28 protein-coding genes are annotated in these 24,649 nt (G+C 41.0%); 17 read left to right on the top strand and 11 right to left on the bottom strand.

Translation table 11 applies throughout. The features are described from left to right. Positions 1-1,790, top strand: a 1,790-nt coding sequence (locus LQ188_RS25830; RefSeq protein WP_230178823.1) for a hypothetical protein, incomplete at its 5' end; no start/stop codon positions are given. Continuing rightward, the gene (locus LQ188_RS25825; RefSeq protein WP_230178821.1) at positions 1,708-3,873 is read left to right on the top strand and encodes a hypothetical protein; all 2,166 of its coding nucleotides are present in this window, start codon (positions 1,708-1,710) and stop codon (positions 3,871-3,873) included. The genes LQ188_RS25830 and LQ188_RS25825, both read left to right, overlap by 83 nt. Positions 3,874-3,999: 126 nt before the next feature. Here the strand turns inward: LQ188_RS25825 and LQ188_RS25820 are convergent, their stop codons facing one another. Together LQ188_RS25820 and LQ188_RS25815 are read right to left on the bottom strand one after the other, a co-directional pair. Further along, complete coding sequence (locus LQ188_RS25820; protein ID WP_101225939.1) at positions 4,000-4,248, bottom strand: hypothetical protein; 249 nt, start codon at positions 4,246-4,248, stop codon at positions 4,000-4,002. Between the two features lie 106 nt (positions 4,249-4,354). After that, the gene (locus LQ188_RS25815; protein WP_230178818.1) at positions 4,355-5,281 is read right to left on the bottom strand and encodes a hypothetical protein; all 927 of its coding nucleotides are present in this window, start codon (positions 5,279-5,281) and stop codon (positions 4,355-4,357) included. Positions 5,282-5,532: 251 nt separating this feature from the next. Here LQ188_RS25815 and LQ188_RS25810 point away from each other — a divergent pair, with 251 nt between their 5' ends. The 5 genes from LQ188_RS25810 (at position 5,533) to LQ188_RS25790 (ending at position 9,831) form a co-directional block, all read left to right on the top strand. Beyond that, a complete protein-coding gene (locus tag LQ188_RS25810) occupies positions 5,533-5,763 on the top strand; it encodes an excisionase family DNA-binding protein (RefSeq protein ID WP_048687214.1) in 231 nt (76 codons plus the stop codon). A gap of 431 nt (positions 5,764-6,194) precedes the next feature. Beyond that, on the top strand, positions 6,195-7,214 hold the full coding sequence (locus LQ188_RS25805; protein ID WP_230178816.1) for an AI-2E family transporter: 1,020 nt from the start codon (positions 6,195-6,197) through the stop codon (positions 7,212-7,214). 340 nt (positions 7,215-7,554) lie between these two features. Then, a complete protein-coding gene (locus LQ188_RS25800) occupies positions 7,555-8,376 on the top strand; it encodes a basic amino acid ABC transporter substrate-binding protein (RefSeq protein WP_101225941.1) in 822 nt (273 codons plus the stop codon). 79 nt (positions 8,377-8,455) lie between these two features. Next, the gene (locus LQ188_RS25795) at positions 8,456-9,112 is read left to right on the top strand and encodes an amino acid ABC transporter permease (RefSeq protein WP_101225942.1); all 657 of its coding nucleotides are present in this window, start codon (positions 8,456-8,458) and stop codon (positions 9,110-9,112) included. Further along, positions 9,109-9,831, top strand: a complete 723-nt coding sequence (locus LQ188_RS25790; RefSeq protein ID WP_230178814.1) for an amino acid ABC transporter ATP-binding protein — start codon at positions 9,109-9,111, stop codon at positions 9,829-9,831. Before LQ188_RS25795 ends, LQ188_RS25790 begins: the two co-directional genes overlap by 4 nt. 65 nt (positions 9,832-9,896) lie before the next feature. Here the strand turns inward: LQ188_RS25790 and LQ188_RS25785 are convergent, their stop codons facing one another. From LQ188_RS25785 to LQ188_RS25775, 3 genes are all read right to left on the bottom strand, one after another. Continuing rightward, complete coding sequence (locus tag LQ188_RS25785) at positions 9,897-10,268, bottom strand: hypothetical protein (RefSeq protein WP_101225943.1); 372 nt, start codon at positions 10,266-10,268, stop codon at positions 9,897-9,899. Positions 10,269-10,433: 165 nt separating this feature from the next. Continuing rightward, positions 10,434-11,312 (bottom strand): LysR family transcriptional regulator, encoded by an 879-nt coding sequence (locus LQ188_RS25780; protein WP_230178812.1) that lies wholly within the window; start codon positions 11,310-11,312, stop codon positions 10,434-10,436. Positions 11,313-11,475: 163 nt separating this feature from the next. Further along, positions 11,476-11,901: a universal stress protein gene (locus LQ188_RS25775; RefSeq protein ID WP_101225945.1), complete on the bottom strand. Its 426-nt coding sequence runs from the start codon at positions 11,899-11,901 to the stop codon at positions 11,476-11,478. A gap of 164 nt (positions 11,902-12,065) precedes the next feature. Between LQ188_RS25775 and LQ188_RS25770 the strand changes: the two genes are divergently transcribed. The 5 genes from LQ188_RS25770 to LQ188_RS25750 all read left to right on the top strand — a co-directional run bounded on the left by LQ188_RS25770 (position 12,066) and on the right by LQ188_RS25750 (position 17,426). Next, positions 12,066-12,461 carry a MerR family DNA-binding transcriptional regulator gene (locus tag LQ188_RS25770; RefSeq protein WP_230178810.1) on the top strand — a complete coding sequence of 132 codons (396 nt, stop codon included), beginning with the start codon at positions 12,066-12,068 and terminating at the stop codon, positions 12,459-12,461. Positions 12,462-12,534: 73 nt separating this feature from the next. Beyond that, positions 12,535-13,302 (top strand): 3-hydroxyacyl-CoA dehydrogenase, encoded by a 768-nt coding sequence (locus LQ188_RS25765; RefSeq protein WP_101225947.1) that lies wholly within the window; start codon positions 12,535-12,537, stop codon positions 13,300-13,302. A gap of 80 nt (positions 13,303-13,382) precedes the next feature. After that, complete coding sequence (locus tag LQ188_RS25760) at positions 13,383-14,528, top strand: acyl-CoA dehydrogenase family protein (RefSeq protein ID WP_101225948.1); 1,146 nt, start codon at positions 13,383-13,385, stop codon at positions 14,526-14,528. A gap of 33 nt (positions 14,529-14,561) precedes the next feature. Next, entirely contained in the window at positions 14,562-15,713 is a 1,152-nt protein-coding gene (locus LQ188_RS25755; RefSeq protein WP_101225949.1) for a thiolase family protein, read from the top strand. A gap of 132 nt (positions 15,714-15,845) precedes the next feature. Next, entirely contained in the window at positions 15,846-17,426 is a 1,581-nt protein-coding gene (locus tag LQ188_RS25750) for a fatty acid--CoA ligase (RefSeq protein WP_230178808.1), read from the top strand. Between the two features lie 386 nt (positions 17,427-17,812). Here LQ188_RS25750 and LQ188_RS25745 read toward each other — a convergent pair whose 3' ends face one another. The 3 genes from LQ188_RS25745 to LQ188_RS25735 form a co-directional block, all read right to left on the bottom strand. Further along, entirely contained in the window at positions 17,813-17,998 is a 186-nt protein-coding gene (locus LQ188_RS25745) for a YfhD family protein (RefSeq protein ID WP_101225951.1), read from the bottom strand. Positions 17,999-18,099: 101 nt separating this feature from the next. Next, positions 18,100-18,222 carry a YfhE family protein gene (locus LQ188_RS25740; RefSeq protein ID WP_081088510.1) on the bottom strand — a complete coding sequence of 41 codons (123 nt, stop codon included), beginning with the start codon at positions 18,220-18,222 and terminating at the stop codon, positions 18,100-18,102. A gap of 53 nt (positions 18,223-18,275) precedes the next feature. Further along, positions 18,276-19,196, bottom strand: coding sequence for a TIGR01777 family oxidoreductase (locus tag LQ188_RS25735; protein ID WP_230178825.1), 921 nt, complete (start codon positions 19,194-19,196; stop codon positions 18,276-18,278). A gap of 125 nt (positions 19,197-19,321) precedes the next feature. On the opposite strand from LQ188_RS25735, the gene recX reads away from it, so the two are divergent. Together recX and LQ188_RS25725 are read left to right on the top strand one after the other, a co-directional pair. Beyond that, a complete protein-coding gene (gene recX / locus LQ188_RS25730; RefSeq protein WP_230178806.1) occupies positions 19,322-20,119 on the top strand; it encodes a recombination regulator RecX in 798 nt (265 codons plus the stop codon). Positions 20,120-20,194: 75 nt separating this feature from the next. Further along, entirely contained in the window at positions 20,195-20,506 is a 312-nt protein-coding gene (locus tag LQ188_RS25725; RefSeq protein WP_063234815.1) for a YfhH family protein, read from the top strand. Positions 20,507-20,547: 41 nt separating this feature from the next. Here LQ188_RS25725 and LQ188_RS25720 read toward each other — a convergent pair whose 3' ends face one another. Next, positions 20,548-20,703, bottom strand: a complete 156-nt coding sequence (locus tag LQ188_RS25720) for a small, acid-soluble spore protein K (protein ID WP_034305387.1) — start codon at positions 20,701-20,703, stop codon at positions 20,548-20,550. A gap of 113 nt (positions 20,704-20,816) precedes the next feature. Here LQ188_RS25720 and LQ188_RS25715 point away from each other — a divergent pair, with 113 nt between their 5' ends. Then, positions 20,817-21,083 (top strand): YfhJ family protein, encoded by a 267-nt coding sequence (locus tag LQ188_RS25715; RefSeq protein ID WP_101225953.1) that lies wholly within the window; start codon positions 20,817-20,819, stop codon positions 21,081-21,083. 55 nt (positions 21,084-21,138) lie between these two features. On the opposite strand, the gene LQ188_RS25710 is transcribed toward LQ188_RS25715, so the two are convergent. Next, complete coding sequence (locus LQ188_RS25710) at positions 21,139-22,116, bottom strand: metal-dependent hydrolase (RefSeq protein ID WP_101225954.1); 978 nt, start codon at positions 22,114-22,116, stop codon at positions 21,139-21,141. 207 nt (positions 22,117-22,323) lie between these two features. Here LQ188_RS25710 and mutY point away from each other — a divergent pair, with 207 nt between their 5' ends. Then, complete coding sequence (mutY, locus tag LQ188_RS25705) at positions 22,324-23,442, top strand: A/G-specific adenine glycosylase (protein WP_101225955.1); 1,119 nt, start codon at positions 22,324-22,326, stop codon at positions 23,440-23,442. Between the two features lie 162 nt (positions 23,443-23,604). Here mutY and LQ188_RS25700 read toward each other — a convergent pair whose 3' ends face one another. Further along, on the bottom strand, positions 23,605-23,829 hold the full coding sequence (locus LQ188_RS25700) for a hypothetical protein (RefSeq protein WP_101225956.1): 225 nt from the start codon (positions 23,827-23,829) through the stop codon (positions 23,605-23,607). Between the two features lie 68 nt (positions 23,830-23,897). Here LQ188_RS25700 and fabL point away from each other — a divergent pair, with 68 nt between their 5' ends. Then, positions 23,898-24,647, top strand: a complete 750-nt coding sequence (gene fabL, locus LQ188_RS25695) for an enoyl-[acyl-carrier-protein] reductase FabL (RefSeq protein WP_230178804.1) — start codon at positions 23,898-23,900, stop codon at positions 24,645-24,647. Positions 24,648-24,649: the final 2 nt, after the last annotated feature.

Genomic DNA, 24,649 nt, shown 5'->3' with positions numbered 1-24,649 from the left:
TAGCCATTTATTGTAAGATTGCTGAATACTTCAAGTCGAAAATATTCATTTTCATTTCAATATTCACGTTTGCCATTACCTGCTATTTCGGATTGGCTTTTGTGACGCCGACTATCGCGTGGATGTTTTTGGCGATTGGCGTTCTTAATTTAATGCTATTATGGAATATTGAGCAATTGAAAAATCAAAAAGCACTAACGTTATTTAAACCATTCATTTTTCAATTTATCCAGTTTAAGATTATCGTGGAGACTTTTGTGATCCTGACGTTATTTTCAAGCAACTTGGTGTATTCGCTAACGTTGATGGTCTTTTCTGTTTTGTTTTTAATTATTTCGGTCAAATTCCAAAAAAAATATTATGAAATGGCTTTTAGCGCCGTTTTCACGTATGGATATATCCATCTTGTTTATAACTCGTTTTTAAGTGAGTATATGATCACCGCATTTGCATTTGTACCAATCATTTTTACCATGCTATCGAAATATCTGGTTAAATCCAAAATGACTAAGCTTTCCAAGAACTTCACGTTCACCAGTTTGATTGGGAGCGGGATCGTTTTCTTATATAGTAACGCGATGGTGTACCAGGAGAACTATGCGCAAATATTCGTCGCGCTCATGTTAGTATCCGCTCAGCTTGCCTATGTTTCCCTTCAATCGAGAAATTCAAGCCTCACGTACCCGGCTGTTGTTATTTTCGACTTAGCGTTACTATACCTTTTCTTTGCATTGCCAGTCTCTTTTTCTACCATCTTAAATCTGATTTTTGTTATTCAGGTCATTCAATATCTTGGAGTATATTTATATAATCGTCACCCAAGGTACATCCTGTTTAGGAAGAGTATCTTACTTATCTCCCCAATGATCATGTTAGTGATACTGACCATTAAATTCAGCGAAATGGATTGGCTTGCAGTTAGTGTGGCGCTCGCCATGATCTCTGGGCTTTTCTTCATCACATTTATAAAAGACGAAACAAAGCATATGAAGGAAAATGCCTTATACGGATTTCCAATCACTTTCGTACTGGCTTTGGTTGCTTTCTATCCATATTTGATGGAGAGTTTAGAATGGGTTCGGTCAAATATCCCGCTCAGCGTCTATTTAATGGGTGTTTCACTGATTTCCATCGGTGCAGCTTACACATTTAAAAAGGGATATCATAAATTATTTCCAGTTTTTGCATATAGCGGACAGATTCTTTCCTGCCTTTCCTTGATATCGATTCCATTCGATTCACGGAATCCTTTGGAGGCAAGCGGAGTGATTGCCGTAGCTACCGCAATAAACGGCTGGTCCGTCCATATCCATCGGAAGCACATATTCTGGGTGCCTGTCGTGATTACAAGTGCCAGCTTATATGCTTCACTCTACGATGTTTTTGATTTTGCTTCAATGGTGCTGAGGATTGCGTTCGTGTTGCTCGGCCCCACTATCTTTTTCCTATTAGGAGAATGGCTTGGGAAATATTCAAAAAAATGGGAAACTGTATTTCATTTACGCAAGTCACCTTGCCAATTTACTGGCGATTCCTGTTGGATATTTGCTCATTATTTTTACGGAAAGCTCACCGTTACTATATGTTGCGCAACTGTCGATTTATATTTTAAGTGCTTTAAGGGCGCATGTGAAATGGGAAAAATACGTTTTTACGTACCTAGGGTTTTCAGTCCTTTTCCTACAGGTCCATTTATTTGTGGTAAACATGGAGCAAATGGTATTCATTACATCAATATGCATGATGATTACAGCAGGACTCATAACCATTCTGTGGGCGTTATCCAATAAGAATTGGAAAGGCATCATTGAGTATTACCTTATTCCATTCATTCATTTAGGGATAAGCATATCCATTTTTGAAACGGCAATCCGGGACTTTCCACTTAACCGCGAGTTAGTCTGGGTAGGAGTGATGACTGTACAGCTCTTGTTTGCCTGGTATCTGCTCATGCAAAGGAATTGGCGGAACTATGTTGCGGTTCCTCTAGGCCTGGCGTTCATCTTCTATAATATGTATGTAAATACATTAGCTCTGGTTATGGCGATTATCGTATTGCTTGTATGTATGGTTGTGATGATGATGGCTAGCAGACGCCTTTTCAAAGGATTGCTCAACCAAGAGGGAACGAAGAGAGTCATTGATTATTATCGAATTTTTGGCTTGTTATATCTGTGTACTCTGAATCTGGAAGTGTTTATGAGCGATACAGGTTCTGCGATTTTGGGGATTTTTGTTTCCCTGCTGTTGCCTAGCTACTTCATCCTGATGGGAAGATTCACGATCTATAAGAAAGAAAAAAGCATTTACTCGGGAATAGCGGCAATCATCGGCCTTTTCCCGTTCATCAATATCATAGTTTATGCCCATACACTCCCAATCGTCACGAGTTTGGCTGTTCTTTTTGGCTGTATGGCAGGTATGTTGTTGTTAAGCAGCCTGTATTCCAGCAGATTACTCAAGAAAAACGGATCAGGCATCATCAGCTTTGATCCTTTCAGGATTTATGGTTTATTCTTTTTGATCGATATGAATGCGGAGGTTTTTAATGATACTAAGCATCAGTTACTCCAAGTCTTTGTATCGCTGCTGTTAACCGCTTATTTCATTTTCCTGAGAAGCTTGACAGCGGAAAAGCTAGAAAGGAAAATCTATTCCAATATTGCTGCACTAGTCAGTCTGTATCCCTTCTTAATCATAGTCGGCTATGCCGACAGCTTATCTGTTGTAATGGGATTGCTATTCCTTTTTGGCTGTATGTCAGGGATGCTGCTTTTAAGCCGGCGTTATTTCGATGGTTTAATCAAAAAGGAAGAAACAGGAATCACCTTCGATGCATACAGGATATATGGCTTGCTGTTTTTACTGGCCATGAATCGGGGATTTCCAGCAACTGAAACATTGACCCAGTTACTCGAAGTTTTTGTATCGCTCTTGATCACGGTTTACTTCATCTTGATTGGAAGTTTCACAAAGGATGTAAAAGAAAAGGGCATCTACGTTTGGCTGACGGGAGTTCTCAGTTTGTATCCGTATTGGATCATCATCGTGTACGCGGACACATTACAGCCTTTCGTTGGAACGGCAGTCCTTTTTGGGTGTACGGCCATAATGGTCTTGCTAAGCAAGAAATACTTTAAAGGCTTGCTAGATAAAGGCGGGGCAGGACTTCAATTGGATTTTTACAGAGTCTATGGTCTGCTGTTTCTTCTTGCCATGAACATGGATGTTTTGACAGGGGGACCGGCACATTTCATTTTGGAAATCATCGCGGCACTTCTGATTCCGGCCTATTTCATTTTGATGAGAAGCACGACGACAGGCATGTTGGAAAGAAAATCCCAGTTGGCAGCAGCGATTTTGTTCAGCCTATATCCGTATTGGGTCATTGTCGATCAGCTCACGATCCCTCCTGTACTTGAGGAGGAGGTGAATATTCTGCCGCTGTTCATTGTCAGCACCACTCTGCTAAGGAAAATTTTTGTTAAAGGCAAAATCACACAATATATCGAAAGCGGTATTGTTTTCCTTTTGTTTTTAGCCCTGATCATTGATGCAATGGCAGGAAACACCTTATATGATGCCCTCATTATCGGAACCGTGTCATTGGCAGCAATGCTCTTTGGATTCATGATGAAATATAAATCCTATTTCATCGCTGGAACTGGGACGATTTTATTCAATGTATATATGAATACCAATTCTATGTGGAGCGAGATGCCATGGTGGCTGTATTTAATCATCGGTGGAGGGCTGCTTATCGGAATTGCATCTTTCTTTGAATGGAAAAAACAAAAAGACAACCGGACATCGAAGGAGGTTCTTGAGAAAAATAAACAAAGGATCAAGAATTGGTTCAATCGGTGGAATTAATGAAGAAGGAAATGGAATGCGTCAAATACCCGAGCTCTTAACCTTGGACGAAAATTCAAAGGAAATCTCAAAAAGGGTTCGGAATTTATAAATTCCGAACCCTTTTTGTCTGCAAACCGAGAGTACTTAAAAGCTCTCTTTCTCTGCTTCTATTTTTTTTATTTCCTCTTCCCAATCATGAATTTCTATTTCCCACTGATCTATATTAGTTTGCAAAACATTAATTAAAAATGGTGAAAGGGCATTTCTATATTTTTTTAATTCTTGAATTAATTTCACTCGATCTTCAGTTAAACCTTGCACTAATTTTTTCTTATTTTCCAAATTTGCATAGACAAAAACTGGTCTGAATTTTCGTATCTCATTATCATGCATATCAATTGTAACTCCTTTAAAATTGAGTAAAAAATTAAGCTTCATCAATCCAGTTCATCTAATTCTTGTGTATACAAAAACGCTTGGATTTCTCCAAGCGAAAAGCTCAAGACGAACAAGAACTGCATGAAGAACAGCTTGAAGAGGAATCAGAACTGCTGTCATGGGAACCGTTATGGCCACCATGATCTGCATGGCCGGATCCAGTGGAAACTGTGTTCGGTTCATTACCGAAAATATCTTTAAATTCGCTGTCGAAATCATCGGTGCTTGCATAAGTGAAATAGGCGGGAGCTGCGTAGTCAGTCTGATCGTACGTTTTCCGCCAATTCAATTCTGTCATGGGGCGATTTTCTTTAAATTGGGAAGTGAAAGATTCAAAGGTCCGTTCCGCCTGTATACTTGTCGGTTTCCGCATATATTTCTCTTTTAACTGCTCCAGCTCCAACGTTTCAAAATCTCGGAGAAGCGTTAGCCCTTTATCATGTTTGAAAAATTTGCCCCATTTTTGAATGGAATGGGAGTCCACCGTAAATAGCTGTACATAGTAAAAGTCAAAAAGAGTGCGCTCATCGGGTTTGAAAACAGGTTCTGAATGAGGATGGTGCTGAATGGTCCTACCGATGAAAACCTTGCAAAACTCATCATATTCCTGTCTATAGTTCAGCATGATATGCCATAACTCATCGATGACTGAATTAAACATTTCAACTTTTCCAAACACTGCAGCCATAATCAAATAGCGTTTCAATTCACGCCAAGCCTGATTGACCTTTAACTGTGAGTCCCGAGGATGCTTCAGGCGGAATTCAGTATTGACTTTTTCCATATAATTGAAATTCAGTGCTTTATTAAGCTTTTCTATCAATGCTTCTGAAACGATTTCCGTTGCATGCAGATCTAAAGTTTCACCATGGTATTTACGGAATTCATTTTGATAGCGTTCTAATTTAGCCGGTTCACTTAGCCCTTTAACGAAATTGACCAGGAAAACAGCAAAAATTGCCGCAAGAATGACATAAAAGAAGGTCATCTTTGTCCACTCCTCTTAATCTATGGATATATTGCTTTAACATTATCTTACATGTTAATGGAAGGGATTGTAAGTTGTTTTATCTAAAATGTTCCATTGGCGGAAATTGATTAAGCTGGTGAGGTTGCATGACAATACCCCGAATCGGGTATCGTCCTTTCCTTGGCATGTAAGGGGTTTTCAGTTAAAAATCAAGCGCTTCAAATAATGCTTCATATCTAGTATAGTTAGAGAGGAAAAGGGGTGAAGGCATGTACTTGACAGTAAAAGAGACTGCGGAATATCTATCGATGCCGGAATCTTATATAGAAAGTTTGATCGTTCAAAATAAAATACGCACCGTTCATGATGGTGAGCAGCATTTGATTTTTAAAGATCAGTTTAATATGCATCTTGAACAGATGGAGAAATATAAGAAGGATTTAGCGGATTATTATAACGAACCCATCCCCGAAGATATCGATGTGAAGGATGAAGATTAACATCTGCCCATTTGGTTGATTGGTGCGTAAGGTGCGAGACTCCTGCGGGAAAAGCGCGTCTAGAGGAGACCCCGCAGGCGCAAGCTGAGGAGGCTCCGCGACCGCCCGCGGAAAGCGAGTGGCTGGAGCGGAAATCAACGTCCAAATTCTAAAAAACAATAAAAAAGCTTAGACATACTCGATTTTCATTGAGTTTGTCTAAAGTCTGGCATCTGCCGATTTGGCAGATGTTTTTTCATGCAGAAAGTGCTGAGAAATTAATGGTCGAATTTTCGAAAACGGTCTTAACTACGTCTTCATCCTGAGTCTTACCGATCATTCAAATAATTTTGTTGTCAATGGAAGGTAATTGTAGTAGAATTCCTCAATTCCGTGTAAAATGAAAGGTAGATGGAATTATCACGGCAGAATGGTAGTTAGGAGATAGGTAAGTGGTAAAAGAGTATTTGCAAAGCGAAGGTTTTTCAAGGTTAATTACATTAATTGTATTAGTTCTCTTTTTAATAAGCATCGGCAGTATGGTTAATATCGTGTTATTCACATTTGTTTTCACTTTCCTGATGGGAAGGCTGGAGCAATTTATCATGATTCGGCTGAATAAAGTGATGCATATCAACTCTAAGGTTGTTATAAGCTTTTTATATGCAGTCGTCATTTCTTGTTTAGCCATCGTTCTTTATAAATATCTACCGGTCATTACGCTACAATTCACGGAATTAGTGACACAGATCGTTTTCTTCTTTCAACATCCACCTGATAGCAGGGTCATTCAATATGCCATTAATATAATGAACGAGCTGCGATCGCCGCTCGATCTTCAAACACAGATGAATACACTCTATCTTTATATATCCGATTTCGGTAAACTGGCATTTCAAATTTTCATTTCCATGTTGCTTAGTCTATTTTTCTTATTGGAAAAAGATAAAATCATTCGTTTCACTTCTAAATTCAAGCGGGCCAAATTTAAATCTTTCTTTATAAACTTAAGCCACTTTGGCGTCAAATTCATCAATTCATTCGGAAAGGTGATTGAGGTCCAGTTCTTGATAGCCATTACGAATGCTGTCCTATCTGTAACTTTCTTATGGATTCTTGGCTTCCCGCAGTTGCTCGGTCTAGGGATCATGATTTTCTTCCTGGGTTTGATTCCGGTTGCAGGGGTCATCATCTCCCTCATTCCACTTAGTATGATTGCCTATAGTATCGGCGGCATGCCCAAAGTGATTGCTGTATTAATCATGATAGTTGTAATCCATGCAATTGAAAGCTATATTTTAAATCCGAAATTCATGTCGGCAAAAACAAATCTTCCAACATTTTTCACCTTCATCATCCTATTGTTTTCCGAGCATTTCCTTGGGATATGGGGATTGATCATCGGAATACCGATTTTCATCTTCCTGTTGGATATGTTAGATATTGAAGAGGGGAATAAGGAAGTTCCATAATAATCATTTGAGCAGCGGCCACGCTAATATGGCCGCTGCTTATTTTTGTTCTATTAAACCTTTTGAAAGGTGGCAATATCTATTTTCAATATAATATCTATTAATTCGAATAAAGGGTAAAAGGGTGCATCTTTCCCCATTGGAGCTTAGCTGCGTATTTGATTTACCAAGTTAATTGATTAAAATTTTATTTTACTAAAGTTATTTGTCGACTTTTTATTGCATAAAAAAACAAATAAACGTATAATATTCTTAAAAGAATATACTGAATGTTCTCTAAAGTTAGATTTATCTGTTTTTTTAAAAAAAGAGAGTTTACGAGAGAGAAGAGGGGATTATTTTGAAAAAGGTTTCTTTTTTAGTGTTTGCCATGGTAGCTTCTTTGTTACTAGTCATGACAGGATGCGGGAAGGGTAAGGAAGTCTCGACAACTGGTAATGAAGAAGAGTCCAATGGAAAAACACTCAGGATCGTGACGGACGCCAACTATGCTCCATTTGAATATCTTGAAGGCGATAAGATTGTAGGATTCGATGTTGATTTCATCAATGCCGTTGCAAAAGAAGCGGGTTATGAAGTTAAATTGGAAACTGTTGGCTGGGATCCGATTTTTGTTGAAATCGAAGGTAAGAGAGCGGATGTCGCCATATCTGCGATTACAGTGAATGACGAAAGAAAACAATCTTATGACTTCTCGGTTCCGTATTTCTTATCCACAAACAAGATTCTCGTTCCTGAGAATAGTGATATAAAATCTGGAGATGAATTGAAAGGAAACGTCATTGCCGTTCAGACCGGTACTACTGGACAGGAAGCGGTAGAGAAACTCCTTGGAAAGAATCACAAGGATATCAAAAAATTCGAAAATAATAACCTAGCCATTCAGGAATTACTAAAAGGCGGAGCTGCGGCTGTCGTAGCTGATAATACGGTTGTTGAAGAATATGTGAAAAATAACCCCGATCAAAAACTGAAAGTCGTTGAAGATAGCAAAAGTTTCAATGAGGAGTTTTATGGTCTTATGTTCCCAAAAGGCAGTGAATTGAAATCGGAGTTCGATAAAGCCGTGAATGCCATTTATGAAAATGGTAAATATGCAGAAATATATAAAGAGTGGTTTGGTACTGATCCAGATATAGAAACATTGAAATCACAACAATAAAAATAAATGGATAGTAAAAAGATTGCGTAACTTTACGTGTGAAGTTACGCAGTTTTTTTGGCCTTAGGAGGGAAACAAAATGAGTTTTCGCTGGGATATTATTTTTGAATATGCTCCTTTCTTATTAAAAGGAACATTGCTTACTATAGGGCTGTCAGTTTCCTCCATCCTCATCGGAACCTTTTTGGGGTTATTGATCGGTTTAGGGAAAATCATGAGAAACAAGGTGCTTGCCTTTCCATTTTACTGTTATGTCACGGTTTTTCGCGGAACACCGCTTTTAGTTCAAATCTTTTTAATCCATTTTGGAATCGTGCCCTTTTTTACCGGGGAAACGAATGCAGTAACTGCCGGTGTCATTGCTTTATCTTTAAATGCAGCTGCATATATTGCCGAAATTTTCCGGGCGGGCATTCAATCCATCGATAAAGGGCAAATGGAAGGGGCCCGTTCATTGGGAATGACCCATGTCCAAACAATGATACATGTTGTATTGCCTCAAGCCTTCAAACGGATGATTCCTCCGTTAGGAAATGAATTCATCGTATTATTGAAGGATTCATCACTGCTTTGTGTCATTGCTGCCCCGGAATTGATGTATTGGGGGAAAGCGATGGGGAGTCAGTACTTTAAAGTATGGGAGCCATACTTGGCGTGTGCCTTCATCTATCTATTCCTTACCCTCATCTTAAGTTTTGTATTAAATAGACTCGAAAGTAGGTTGAAAACAGAATGATAAAGGTGGAGAATCTTAAGAAGTCATTTGGCGATAATGATGTATTGAAAAATATCAATGCAATCGTTTCCCCTCAGGAAGTAGTCGTGGTGATTGGTCCTTCTGGGTCGGGAAAATCCACTTTCCTAAGGTGCATCAATCAACTTGAAACGATAACGGGAGGCCATATTTTCATTGAAGGGCTTGATACGACAGATAAGAAGGTCAATATCAATAAAGTCCGGACGGAAGTTGGCATGGTATTTCAGCATTTTAACTTATTTCCACATAAGACTGTTCTTGAGAATATAATGCTTGCGCCGATAAAGGTCCGCAAGATATCCAAAGAACAGGCTTCCCAAAGAGGGATGGAACTGCTTAAGAAAGTCGGACTTGCCGAGAAAGCGAACGCATATCCGGATTCATTATCGGGGGGACAAAAGCAGCGCGTCGCAATTGCCAGGGCGTTGGCGATGGAACCGAAAATCATGCTATTCGACGAGCCGACTTCCGCTCTAGATCCGGAAATGGTCGGCGAAGTCCTTGAGGTCATGAAGCAGCTGGCTAAGGAAGGCATGACCATGGTAGTTGTGACCCATGAGATGGGGTTTGCAAAAGAAGTTGGAGATCGTGTGATTTTCATGGACGAAGGTTATATTATTGAAGAAAATATTCCTAGTGAGATTTTCAATAATCCCCAGCAGGAAAGAACTAAAGCCTTTTTGAGTAAAGTGCTTTAATTACACGTAAAGAAAAAAACCTTCCATAAAAGGGAGGTTTTTTTTTCGGAGTATATCAGGGGGCTTCATTTGATGCATGAAGCGCCTAAAAGCGATTCAGGGCTTTTACCGAGCACAAGCATACTGATTTTGGCATATCCAATATTTTTATTTTGGGAGAAGGTCTGAAGTAATGCCTGGATATTCGGATCATCCTTTAACTTTTGAACTTCCTCTATATATAATCCGATAACGGAGGGCATAACGAATTCAGGGGTGTATTCGTTAGGGTTTTCATCCATGAGTAATGTGCCCATATATTGATATTTAAATTGAAGAGCCCGTGTTAAGGCAACGACATGGAGCAGTTTATCAAATAGTTCGGGGTATGAATATTTAATTTTCTCCAGCGCTGCTTCTGTTGCCTGTAACTCATCGACACTAGATAAAGTGATCATGAAAATCTCCTTTTTAGAATATATGGATCCATCAGCATTTACCGTGCTTTTTACTTATACTAGTCTAACCCCGCCGTAACTCATTGTAAAATGGTTAGATGTTATCATGTGCATAACCTAAATCTATGATAATGCTTACATCAATCATGCTAGATAATTCACTGCTTAGTGTGATAACGCTTCCCTCGTATATTTCAGCCATTCTTTTGCAGCGTATGAAAGGTAATGGTCCTTACTCCAAATAAATCCTAAATTCCAACTAATAGAGGGGTTTTTAACCTTGATTGTCTTTACGCGATCATCATGACGGCATAAACTTTCAGGTAATAGAGCAACGCCAAGTTTACAGTAAACCATTTCCTCAATAAAATCCCATCGTGAACTTTCCGTGACGATATGTGGAGAAAAACCAGCTTCACTACAGGATGAAATGATGAGATCTCGAAGGACGTAATCTTTATTGAATAAGATGAAAGATTCCTTTTCCAGGTCGGCCAAATCAATTTCTTCCACACAAGCATGCGGATGGGAGGGATGGACAATCAAGTTGATGTCTTCTTCCAAAAAAGCAAAATGATGAAAAAGTGCGGTGTTGGTTGGCAGGACTATTACGCCTATATCAATTAAGTCACTTTGAACGGATTCTTCTATTTTCTTTGAACCATCCTCTACTAATTGAAAGGTAATATTAGGATAATCCTCGTGAAAACGGCTAAGTATCCGGGGGAAGAAAGAAGCGTTTATTATCGGCGGAAGCCCGATGCGTATATGTCCCTTTTTCAAACCTACTAAATTGTCCATTTCCGTTTCCAAATTGTGAAAGGCCTTATCAATCAATTTTGCCTGCTCTAAGACGACCCTGCCTGCATCGGTCAAAATCAGTTGCTTGCGTGAACGATCAAAAAGCTCAACTCCTAGCTCGGCTTCCAGGTTTTTAATCATCTTGCTGATGGTAGGCTGGGTAATGAATAAATGGTCGGCAGCCCGAGTGAAGCTATTGAAATTGGTTACCTCTATAAAGTATTGCAAATGTTTAATATCCATTGCGTCACCTGTTATCCTCGTTTAAATTAGTTTCATTTTACCTGTAAACGGAAGTGTTTGTAAAACATGATAAGTTTGGAATTCATGCACGCATAAATAAGCTGGATTCCAAGGGGAACCCAGCCTAGGAAAGGGCTGGTCATAAAGAGTACTGCCGTGAATTTTATTTGACCAGCAAGACAGGAACTGGGGAATGTTGAACGATATAGTGGCTCACGCTGCCAAGGAATTCCTTGAAGCCACTCAATCCGCGGCTGCCCATGATGATAAGGTCGCAATTCTGGGATTTTGCATGTTCCAATAAAGCCGTGATGGCTGAACCCTCTATGACAAATGTTTGGGATGCATTCGGGATTTCGGATAAAAGCGCTTCCGCTTTTTTAATCACTTCCTTGCCATACTTGAGCATGGATTCTTCAATTTCCTGAAAGGCATTGCCATATATATTTGGTTTGATTGGCAGCGTTACAGCGTGAAGCACCTGGATTTCGATAGCGGGATCCAGCTTCGCTAATTCAATCGCTTTTTCTAAAGATTTAAGTGCCAATTCGGATTCATCATAAGCAACTAATATTTTTGAACATAGCATTGAGCGATCATTCCCTTCTTTAAAAGAATATACCCTTAGTATATCAATTTAAATCTTTCATACAGTTTCATATATTATAAATTTTGTGAATAATTATTGAAGTTTACGTTAACGTCAATGTTAAAATGAAGGTAAATAATCCCTTTGCAAAGTGTGGTTTTAACATGTACACCATTTCTGATTTAGCAAAAGAATTCGGATTGACGACAAGGACCCTCCGATATTATGAGGAACTGGGTATGCTTAAACCAAAGCGTACCGAAACGGGAAAAAGGGTTTATGGAAAGAAGGAATATGCGCAGCTCAAAATCATAATGCGCGGTAAGAAGTATGGTTTTTCGTTAGTGGAAATAAAGGATATCGTCCTTTTATTCGATAAGGATAGGACAGGCATAAAGCAATTGGAAAAAACGATTGAAACTGCAGGACAGAAGCTGAACGAAATAAATGAACGCATTAAAGAGCTGGATGGGCTGAAGCAGGATTTTGAACAGGTAATCAAAGGCTTTATCGAAACCCTTCATGACTTGAAAGTGAACGATAAAGCAGGCAAGCGGTGAAATAAATCTTGAAAATAGGTTTTGATGATAGTGAAAGATGAATATATATTCTAGAAACAAATGGGGTGAGGATTTGGAAATTCAAGAAACGATTGCAGTTGTGACAGGAGGAGCTTCAGGTCTTGGAGCCGCGACAGTAAGAAACATCATTAAAAAAGGTGGAAAAGCGGTCATATTTGACCTTTCTGAGGAAAAAGGCGCTAAAATGGCTCAGGAATTGGGAGATTCAGTCCTATTTATTAAAACGGATGTAACAAGTGAAGAAAGCGTATCGGTGGCGTTGGATGAAGGGATGAAAAAATTCGGGAGCATCAATGCGGTCATCAACTGTGCAGGCATTGCAATTGCAGAGAAGGTCATAGGCAGAAAAGGTACGCATGAATTGAAAGCGTTCTCAAAAGTCGTGCAAATCAATTTGGTCGGTACGTTTAACGTAATCCGGCTTGCCGCGGAAAAAATGGTCGAAAATGAGCCGAATCAAGAAGGGGAGCGTGGCGTCATTATCAATACTGCTTCGGTCGCTGCCTTTGAAGGACAAATCGGACAAGCCGCATATAGTGCCTCCAAGGGTGGGATTGTTGGTATGACTCTGCCAATCGCAAGGGAGCTTGCCAGCAAAGGGATACGTGTCGTATCGATTGCACCGGGTTTATTCCATACTCCGATGTTCGATTCGTTACCTGATGAAGCTAGGACGTCATTAGGGAAAACCGTACCATTCCCATCAAGGCTCGGGTATCCAGAAGAGTACGCTAAACTAACGGAAAGCATCATAACGAATCCAATGCTGAATGGGGAAACCATCAGACTGGATGGGGCCATTAGAATGTCACCCAGGTAAGTTGTTAATTCCTTCAGGGCAATCCATTCTAAATCCAGGAAAAAAGCCTCCGACAAAGAATTGGAGAGGAGATAAAACAGATGAAACATCCATACCTAAGTGAAGATCATGAGATTTTCCGTAAGTCATTCCGAAAGTTTTTAGAGAAAGAAGCAGTTCCCCACTATGAACGATGGGAAGAAGAGAGGATCATTCCCCGGTCATTTTGGGTGAAAATGGGGGAACAGGGTTTTTTATGTCCGGACCTAGGAGAAGATTATGGAGGTTCAGGGGTAGATTGGGGCTTTTCAGTCATAATTAATGAGGAATTGGAAAGAGTCGGTTCTGGTTTCATTGGTTTCGGACTTCACAGTGACATCACCGTTCCGTATATTTCCGCATACGGAAATGAGTCGCAGAAACAGCGCTGGCTTCCCAAATGCACGACGGGGGAAATCATTACAGCCATTGCCATGACAGAGCCTGGTACAGGTTCGGATTTGGCCAATATTAAAACGACTGCCATTTTGGACGGAGATCATTACATAGTAAATGGCCAAAAGACATTCATCACGAATGGCATACATGCGGATTTGGTCATCGTTGCCTGTAAAACGGATCCAAATGCTGTTCCGAAACATAAAGGCGTTAGCTTAGTTGTGGTCGAAAGGGATACACCCGGGTTTTCCAGGGGTCGAAAACTGAAGAAGCTTGGTTTGCACAGTCAGGATACAGCAGAGCTCATCTTCGAGGATTGCCGTGTTCCAAAGGAAAACCTGCTTGGTGAAGAAGGCAAAGGGTTTAATTACCTAATGGATAAACTGCAGCAGGAACGCCTTGTGGTGGCAATTTGTGCTCAAACCGCATCTGAGGATATGCTGGCCGATACGATTGAGTATGTGAAGGGCAGGGAAGCGTTCGGAAAATCCGTAAGTCAGTTTCAAAATACTCAATTCAAAATTGCGGAAATGGCAACGGAAATCAAAATGGGGCGTGCCTTCCTAGATCAATTGATCACCAAACATATGGCTGGTGAACAGGTTGTAACGGAAGTTTCGATGGCAAAATGGCGTTTGACGGAGACTGCCAGAAAAATATCCATTGAATGCATGCAGCTTCATGGCGGCTATGGATATATGGAGGAATACAAGATTGCCAGAAGGTATCGGGATGTTCCGGTAGCGAGCATCTATGCAGGGACAAATGAAATCATGAAGAAGATCATCGCTAAGAATATGGGTCTTTAATTTAATAAAAAGGTTGAGAAGGGAAGAGTGTATATGCGGGAAGTGGTTATCGTTGAAGGGATTCGCACGCCAGTAGGCAGAAGGAACGGTGTCTTGAAAGACGTCCGCCCTGATGATCTGGCAGGGGAAGTATTGAAGAAGCTGATTGAAAAGGCGGGCATCGATCCGGCTATTGTCGATGATGTCATTTTAGGCTGTGTTTCACAGTCGGGCGAACAGGCCGGTGATATAGCAAGGGTTGCTACACTGATTGCCGGATTTCCGATTGAAGTGCCGGGAACGACGATTGACCGTCAATGCGGATCAAGTCAGCAGGCAGTCCACTTCGCTTCCCAGGCCATCTTGTCGGGTGATATGGATGTGGTAGTGGCAGGTGGAGTGGAAAACATGTCACGAGTTCCCATGGGGTCTAATTATCAAGGTGCTGTAACAAGCCAAAAGTATATGGACCTTTATGAGGTGATCAACCAAGGATTATCAGCTGAGAGAATTGCCGATAAGTGGGGAATAACACGTGAAGATTGTGATCAGTTTTCCGTGGAGAGCCATGCCAAGGCAATACGTGCTCAAAAAGAGGGACATTTTAATCGTGAAATGATATCAGTATCGGGTACTGATAAAGAAGGAAATCATATCGAAGTTACGGAAGATCAAGGCCCAAGGGGTGGAACTACGCTTGAAGTACTTGCTGGATTGAAACCGGTTTTCCAAGAAGACGGTTTAATCCATGCGGGGAATTCAAGTCAAATCAGTGACGGTGCTGCCGCTTTATTATTGATGGAACGCAGTAAAGCCGAAGAGCTTGGATTGAAACCGCGCTTTAAAGTGCATACACGGGTTGTTGTCGGGTCAGATCCCACCCTGATGCTTACGGGGCCGATTCCCGCCACCCAAAAAGCTTTGGAAAAAGCAGGTCTTACAATTGATGATATCGACATATTTGAAGTGAATGAGGCTTTCGCTCCTGTACCGATTGCCTGGCTAAAAGAAACGGGGGCAGACCCGAAGAAACTGAATCCAAATGGCGGGGCGATTGCCTTGGGTCATCCTCTTGGCGGCAGCGGGGCCAGATTGATGGTGTCAATGATCCATGAGTTAGAAAGGACTGGCGGCCGTTATGGGCTGCAAACAATGTGTGAAGGCCATGGGATGGCGAATGCGACCATCATAGAAAGATTGGACTGAATCTGGACATTCCATTTATGAATATTCGTAATTCGCACGAAAGTAAAAGCTGAAAAGGGATGAAGCCGACCATCGCAGGCTTTGCCTGAACTCTTCCTGTTGATGGTGGGCCTACTTGAGGAGGAAAATGATATGTCAGTGACGATTAAAAATATCTTTGATCAGACGGTTCAGGAATTCCCCATTAAAGAAGCTATCTACGACGTGAGAAGAAATATCCGCTATACGTACATTCAATGGAATGAGCAGGTGAATAGGTTGGCGGCGGCCCTTCAAGCGGAAGGGGTGCGGAAAGGGGACAGGGTCTCTACGTACCTTTACAACAATGAAGAGCTTGCAACAGCATTCTTTGCCTGTGCAAAAATCGGTGCAATCTTTAATCCAATCAATTTCCGGTTAATGCCGGAAGAGTTGGCTTTCATCTTGAACGACGCTGCTCCAAAGGTCGTTTTATTCGAACACGAATTGGAAGCGAACGTTGCCGCGGTTGAAAAGCGTTTTTCGGAAACGGCCTTTTGGTATATTGATGATGATGTACCTGGATATGCCAAAGGTTACCGCCAGAAATTGGCCAGCATCTCATCAAAGCCAGAAGAAGTGGATGTTCACGAGGATGATATCTATGCCATCATGTATACGAGCGGGACTACCGGACGTCCCAAAGGGGTCATCCACCTTCATAAAGATATGGTCAAACAAGCAGAGATTTTAATAGAAGCAATGAAGTACGAACGCTCTGATATCGGTTTGATTACTGCACCGATGTTCCATTGTGCCGAATTGCACTGTTCCTTTTTACCTCGCGTACAGGTCGGTGCCGCAAATGTCATATTACATCAGTTTAATCCCAAAAAGGTAATGGAACTGATTGAATCCGAGGGGATCACCAAGTTTTTTGCTGCTCCTACGATGTGGAACATGCTCATTCAGGAAAACTTGGATGATTATAAATTCCAGAGTTTGAAGCTTGGGCTTTATGGAGCAGCCCCGATGGCCCCCTCACTTGTAAGGGCCTGTCAGGAGAAACTCGGCATGCAGTTCATCCAAGCTTATGGAATGACTGAAATGGGTCCCGCCATCACTCTCCTATTGGAGGAAGATCAAATTAGGAAAGCGGGTTCTGCCGGCAAGGCATGCTCCGAACATGAAATCATCATTGTCCGCCCGAATGAAGAAGGGCCATCGGATCCCGAGGATATGCTTGAACCTGGGGAAACAGGGGAGATCCTTGTGAAGGGTCCATGTATCATGCAGGGTTACTTTCAAAAAGATAGAGAGACCGAAACGGCGCTTTACAAAGGCTGGTACCATTCCGGTGACATCGGTTTCCTGGATGAGGATGGATATCTGTGGGTCAAGGACCGGGTGGACGACATGATCATTTCCGGTGGGGAAAATATATATCCACGGGAAGTGGAGGATACATTATATGAGCATCCAGGAGTTCTCGACTGTGCAGTCCTTGGTCAGCCAGATGATCATTGGGGGGAAATGGTAACGGCCTTCATCGTAGCCAAAGACCCAACGCTAGCGGAATCCGACTTAGAAACCTGGTGTAAGAACAGTGAAACACTGGCGAACTATAAACGTCCAAGAAGATATATCTTCAGTAATGAGCTGCCTCGAAACGCAAGTGGGAAGATGCAAAAATTCTTGCTTCGTAAACAGTTGGAAGAAAATGCTGATGGAAAAAGTTTGGGGAACCTTCTTTAATGCTGGGGTCAATAGCAATAAGCCTACTAACAAGTTAGGGGTGGAAAAGTCATTTGGCATACGATAATACTTGGAGGTAAGACTTAATATAGACCGTAACAGATAGTTATTATATAAATAATAATCCTGTGGAACAATTCAAGGAGAGAGAATAGTTATCCACAAAAATAATGCTGAGTGGTTAGCTTGAAATCTACTTTATCCACATAATCCACAGGGTTATCCAGAAATAACATTATTTTCATGTTGATAAGGTGATTTATTGTACTTGTTTTTTATCAGTATTTTCTGAATATATCCACAATATACACAGGGCTGTGGATAAGCTATGTAAATAAAGAAAACATAAGGGGCTGATTTACAGCCCCTTGGTTGGTTTCTCCTGCTTATAAGCGGCGATTATGAGCACGGCGGTCAGCCGCATTTGCCCGGGCTTGTGCCTCGATGTCTTCCTGGTCAGCCAGTTCGGAAGAATATTCAACGTCAAGACCGTCACTTTTCAGGTTTTTAGGAACCTGAGGAAGTTTCTGTTTGTTCTTATCTCGATTATGGTGTATGTTATTGCGTCCCATGTTAGCGCCCCCTAGAATAAAAAATAAGCTGGAGATGAATTCATCTCCAGCTTATTTTGTGTTGAGTGGCTGTTCAAAATGTACGGGAAAAAACTCCAAACTTAACGACGGGATTTCTTTTCGGTATATCCACCAGCCCGATCTGCTTTTTTAAATTCGCGAGCATAAAGAATCGCTTGTGTACTAGTCAAGTTACTTTTCTCTTTATCGTGTTTTTTAAGCAATTAGATCATCTCCATTCCACTTAATATCCCTATTTTTTCCTAAAATGACCCTTTCATACGTGAGAATCTTCTTTTAAGGTATTTTGTAAAGCTTCTTTAAGGGTTGGAAAGGAGAAGGTGAATCCTTCCTCTTTAAGTTTAGCGGGAAGGACATTTTGCCCTTCAAGTACAAGTATGCTCATTTCCCCAAGCAGTTTCTTGAGGAAGAAGGGAGGTACGGGCAACCAATGGGGCCGGTGCAGGACAGCTCCTATCGTTTTCCCGAATGTATCCATCTGAACGGGGTTCGGTGCAGTAAAATTGACTGGACCTTCTATCCGAGCATCGTTCATGCAAAAGATGATTGCACGGACCACGTCATGGATATGAATCCAGGAAAGCCACTGATTCCCTTTGCCCATCTTTCCTCCGCCGAATAGTTTATAGGGGAGGACCATCATTGGCAGTGCACCGTCTTTTTCTCCAAGAATCACCCCGAATCTTGTCAGAATCAACCTTTTACTGTAAGAGCGTGATTTAGCCGCTTCCTTTTCCCATAGTTGAACAGTACGGGCCAAGAAATCATCACCAATTGATTCAGAGGTTTCGGTAAAGGTTTCATTGTCCGAAATCCCATAATATCCGATTGCACTTGCATTAATGATGACGGACACTTTATCGGGCAGTATGGAAATGATCCGGTTCATCTCTTTGGAAGCTTCGACCCTGCTTTCGACAATCCGGCGTTTCCGTTCAGGTGTCCAACGCCCGCTGTTTAAAGATTCACCAGCAAGGTTAATGAAAACATCGAGCCCTGCCAAGTGTTTTTCCGGCTTTGCTTCCTTGGTCAACCAGCCGATATATGTCAAATTAGTCTGTTTATTAAATTTTTCGGGATGACGCGTCAAAATATATATATCATGATTTTCTTTTGATAATTCATCAATAAGGGCTGTGCCGACAAAACCGCTTCCACCAGCAATGGCTATTTTCATGAAAACCACTTCCTTTCCCTTTCTTTCCTTCACTTTAACATGCCCATGTTCTTTTTTCATTTTTAGACATGCTATATATAGAAATGGTAAACGTAAAGGGGTAAAGTAGTGGAGGGGGTGGATTTATGCCAAACATAACAAAAATAACAACCCAAAAGAAACGTAAAGATCGTTATAACATTTTCGTTGACGAAAAATATACCTTCAGTGTAGACGAAGAAGTGCTATTGAAATTTCACTTAAAAAAGGGTATGGAACTTGATGACCTGCTTTTGGCTGAAATACAATTCCATGATGAAATCCAAAAAGCATTTACCGATGCACTTAATTATTTATCATACCGGATGCGCTCGGAATCGGAAATTCGCCTTTATTTAAAAAAGAAGGAAACGGAAGAGCCGATCATTAAGGAAGCGATACATAAACTTTACAGCTTTAACTATTTAGACGACCTTGAATTTGCCAAGGCTTACGTACGGACCCATGTGAATGGCGGCAATAAAGGGCCCATTACCCTTAAGCTCGAGCTTAAGGAAAAAGGGGTGCAAGAAAAGTTGGTTGTCGAGGCATTGAAGGAATACCCCTATGATATTCAGATTGAACATGCAAGCAAACTTGCTGGAAAAGCGGTCAAAAAGGAAAAAAACATTTCCGAACGAGCTTTAAAGCTGAAGGTTGAACAAACCTTGTTACGGAAAGGCTTCCCAAGAGATGTCATCCATGAAGCACTTGAAGATGTGACGGTTGAAAAGGATGAAGATGAACAATGGGATTCTCTTTGCCACCATGCCGAAAAAATGCAACGTCGATATAAAAACCATGAAGGCTTCGAATATGAACAAAAAATGAAGCAGGCATTATACCGAAAAGGTTTTCCAATAGAATTGATTGAGCGTTATCTTTCCAATCCTGATGGGGATTAAGTGCATCGATAGCCAAATCGCAAAATTTTGTTTAATATAGAGGTAAATTAATATTTCATTTAAGGAGTCATATATATGAGCGACGTAAGATACAGCAAGTTGTCCGCCTATGAACTACAGCAGGAAATTGCAGCGTTGACTGAAAAAGCGAGAAAAGCAGAGCAATTGGGAATGGTTAATGAATTTTCAGTATTGGAACGAAAAGTGACGATGGCAAAGGCCTATTTGTTAAATCCGGATGATTTCAAAAAAGGTGAAATATATCAAATTGACGGAGATCCCGGTGTCTATTTCAAAATTGATTATATGAATGGCGTATTCGCCTGGGGATACCGCTTAGGCGGAAGCGGTAAGGAAGAAGCACTGCCGATTTCAATGTTAAAATAAGAAGGAACCGGGGAACTACCCGATTCCTTCTGGTGCATCTTTTAATTCGATCGCTCGTTTGAGGCTTTCATTCTTTCTTGAGGGTGTGTATTTATACTGCCATCTGCACGCTTTGAAGCATATCTTGCTTTGGCACGAGGCTCGCCTTGGAATTTATTATTGTTTTGGTTGGGGAATCCTTTTTGTTTATTTCGCAAATTTTTCTCCTCCAAGCATCAGATTAAAGACAGAAGCGTTTCCGCTTACCACTAGTATGGGTATGGAACAGTATAGTTCATTCTGTAAAAATATTGGCAATGAGGTGGTTCTAATGAATGATTACCATGAAAGATTAACCAAGATACTGCTTGAGAAAAATGAACACATCACGTATGAGCAAGCTTTGACTTGGGTGGAATTATTATGGGAAGATTTCGAGGCGACCTATGCAAAGGCCGGGCATGAATATGCCGGAGAAGAAATGACATCGCGAGTTGTAAGGACCTGGATTGATAACTACGGTGAGCAATTCCACGAATTCATTGCAAAAAACCCTAAATATCAACAGTTATTAAATCAGCAGAATCGAGTGCATTAAAAAAGCTGATTCCAGAGGGGTTCCCTGGAATCAGCTCTTTTTCAATACGCAGTGACTACAAAATAATATTCAATTTCTTCTGCAGTTTCGCTTCGCTAAAGATCCAGCCGGTATAAGAATTCAAGATATTCAATTCGCTGTCTAAATGGACCACTGCCACAAACGGGTAATATCCATTGCTGCGGTATCTTAAATCGATAAAACGGACTTCATAATATTCTTTAATCTGTTCGATTTCAAATCGGTAAACCGGCGAAAAGGACAGAAAGGCTGCCAAGTTGATATCCTTTTTGGCGGCTTCAAGAATTTCACTTTCAGGCAATGGCACTCGATCGAAGGTATCTAGAATCGTCACATATCCATTATCGGCCCGTGCCACATAATAATTCTTTTCGGTAATCACCGCAATTTTCCAGCGATGAAAACGCATGGTCGGTGATAATAGGATTTTCCTTGCTCCTGGAATTTGCTTTTTGACCACTTTTTTTATAAAAGCTTGTTCCCTGAACCTGGAAATATAATAAATGACGAGTATTCCGTAAATGGAAAGAAATAAATAGCCTGGAGGAAATCCATAGCCCCATAATATCAGGCCGGCAACATGTATTCCAAAAATGAACGGGTCAAATGTATTGATGACCCCTAAAGCTACCCATTTAGACGAAATCGGCCTGAGAGCCTGGGTCCCATAAGCATTGAATATATCCACGAATACGTGAAGGAAAACGGCTAAAAAGGTCCAAAGCCAAAGATGAAGGTAATTTGCTTCAGGTAAGATGGCGAAAAGTGCTCCGCTGATAATCAAGGGCCAGAGTAAAACAGCGGGAATGGAATGCGTGATTCCACGGTGGTTTCGTATATATACAGCGTTATTCCTTAATTTTAAAACAGTGTCAATGTCCGGAGCTTGTGATCCCAATATCGTACCTGCTATGACTGCACTTGCAGTGACTGGGCTCTGCGCAATGACAGGATCTAATGTGGCAAGACCTCCAAGAGCAATTCCCATGACAAAGTGAGTACCTGTATCCAAAAAACTAACCTCCCTGCCACAATTTGAAAAAAATGGTCTTCTTTCATCATACCGTATTTATATATTAACCATCAAATGAATATAATTTTGATTTATTCCCGTGAATCTTTACAAATAAATGAATATGAACATGATATTAAAAAAAGAATGGCCTACTATAGGTATTCCCAATTTTGATAAGAGTGTAACATCTTTGGAGGAACTGATGTGAAAGAAATAACGATCCCGACAATAGAAAAAATAAAAATCGATGAATTTCAAAAAGATTTGGTTTCCTGGTTTCTCGAAGAACAAAGAGAATTGCCATGGAGGGAAAATAAGGACCCGTACCGTGTTTGGGTTTCTGAAATAATGCTGCAGCAAACGAGAGTGGACACGGTGATTCCTTATTTCAACCGGTTTGTGGAATGGTTTCCTACACTCGAGGATTTTGCCAATGCCGATGAAGAGAAAATCCTAAAAGCATGGGAAGGGCTGGGATATTATTCACGTGTAAGGAATCTGCATAGTGCCGTTCAGGAAGTGAAGGCATCCTATAATGGGATTGTACCGGATGATCCCGATGAAATATCCAAATTGAAAGGTGTCGGCCCTTATACAGCTGGTGCGATACTTAGTATCGCATACGGTAAGCCGGAGCCAGCTGTTGATGGAAACGTCATGCGTGTTTTATCAAGGATATTGATGATATATGAAGACATTGCAAAGCCAAAGACAAGAAAAACTTTCGAAGCAGCCGTCAGAAAGCTGATCGATCATGAACATACCTCAGCCTTCAATCAAGCGTTGATGGAACTTGGAGCATTGATTTGTACACCAGGTAAGCCTGCCTGCCTATTATGTCCCGTCCAAAGTCATTGTCTAGCATTTGAAGCTGGGGTTCAGTCGGAATTGCCGGTGAAAATCCAAAAGAAAAAGACGCGGGATGTACCAATTGTAGCTGCCGTTTTAACGAATGAAAAAGGTGAGTTTTTAATTCACAAGCGAGCACCAGAAGGATTGCTTGCAAATCTTTGGGAATATCCGAATTTCGAAAACCATTCATCCCTTTTGCATAAGAGGGAGTTCTTCGAAAGTAGGTTTCAGGAAATGTATGGCGTCAAACCGGAAATCACTGAATCACTTGTAAGAATTGAACATGTTTTCTCACACCTCGTTTGGAAAGTGGACACGTATATCGGAGTGGTCAAAGAAGCCATCAGTGAAGAGACATTAAGAGAACAGCAACTTAAGTGGGTGAGTGAGGCAGAGATGGAGGAGTTGGCATTTCCGGTTTCCCACCAAAAAATGATGAGAGCGTATAAAGAAAAAGAGTGTATCGAATAAATCTTTATAGTATTCAAGCATTCGTGGTTCAATCATATTACATTCTTTATTTTTTTGGTGCGATTTGTATTTCCGTGGGAACATGGATATTATGCTAAAAGAGGATATCCGCTAAGATATCCTCTTCCTTTTGTTGATTATTAAAGCGATATCCGTATAAAATCAATCGTAAATGGTTTTCGTTCCATGGGTATAATCTGCTTCTTGTCTATTAAGTCCCCCTCTATTTTCAATTTCTTTGACGATTTCGCTATGGATACTCTGTCCTTCTTGGTTTAAATAAGGTACCATTTGTTGAAGGGAGTGATGAAAATAGGCAAGTTCACTATTTTCCCAATCCGATTTTTGCATCATCGATAACTCTGTCATATCACGTCCAACATACATAACAGTAACACTCCTTAAAAAAATGATTTTTATTACTAGGTGTTTACTCAGAAAGGATGAATAAACGTATGGAACAAAAAGTGGCACTCGTTACAGGTAGCAGTAAAGGTTTAGGCAGAAGCACGGCAATAAGGCTTGCAGAGGAAGGTTACGACCTCGTTATTAATTATGCCCGGAGCAAGTCGAAAGCATTAGAAGTGGCGGCCGAAATTGAAGCGTTAGGGCGCAAAGCCCTTGTAGTTAAGGCAAATGTCGGTGACGTTGCGAAAGTGAAAAGCATGTTCGAGGAAATCGATGCTTATTATGGACGTTTGGATATTTTCATTAATAATGCGGCCTCTGGAGTGCAGCGCCCATTGATGGAGCTGGAGGAATCCCATTGGAACTGGACCATGGACATCAATACAAAAGCCCTCCTTTTCTGCGCACAGGAAGCGGCGAAATTAATGGAGAGGAACGGCGGAGGGAAAATTGTCAGTATCAGTTCACTGGGATCCATTCGCTATTTGAAAAATTATACAGCTGTTGGAGTTTCCAAGGCTGCACTTGAAGCACTGACAAGATATTTAGCGGTCGAACTGGCTGCAAAAAATATTTGTGTCAATGCCGTATCAGGCGGTGTGATCGATACGGATGCCCTGAAGTCTTTCCCGAATCGGGATGAAATGCTTGCTGAGGCGGCAGATCAGACTCCCGCTGGCCGGATGGTCGAGGTGGAAGATATGGTGAATACAATCCTGTTTTTAATTTCCGATGGAGCCAGTATGATTCGTGGACAAACCGTAATTGTTGATGGAGGCATTTCATTGCTTGTTTAATG

It is taken from the genome of Peribacillus sp. Bi134 (assembly GCF_918698065.1).
Taxonomy (GTDB): domain Bacteria; phylum Bacillota; class Bacilli; order Bacillales; family DSM-1321; genus Peribacillus.
Note: the sequence above shows the minus strand (reverse complement) of the source record. Positions and strands in the feature narration are given on the sequence as shown.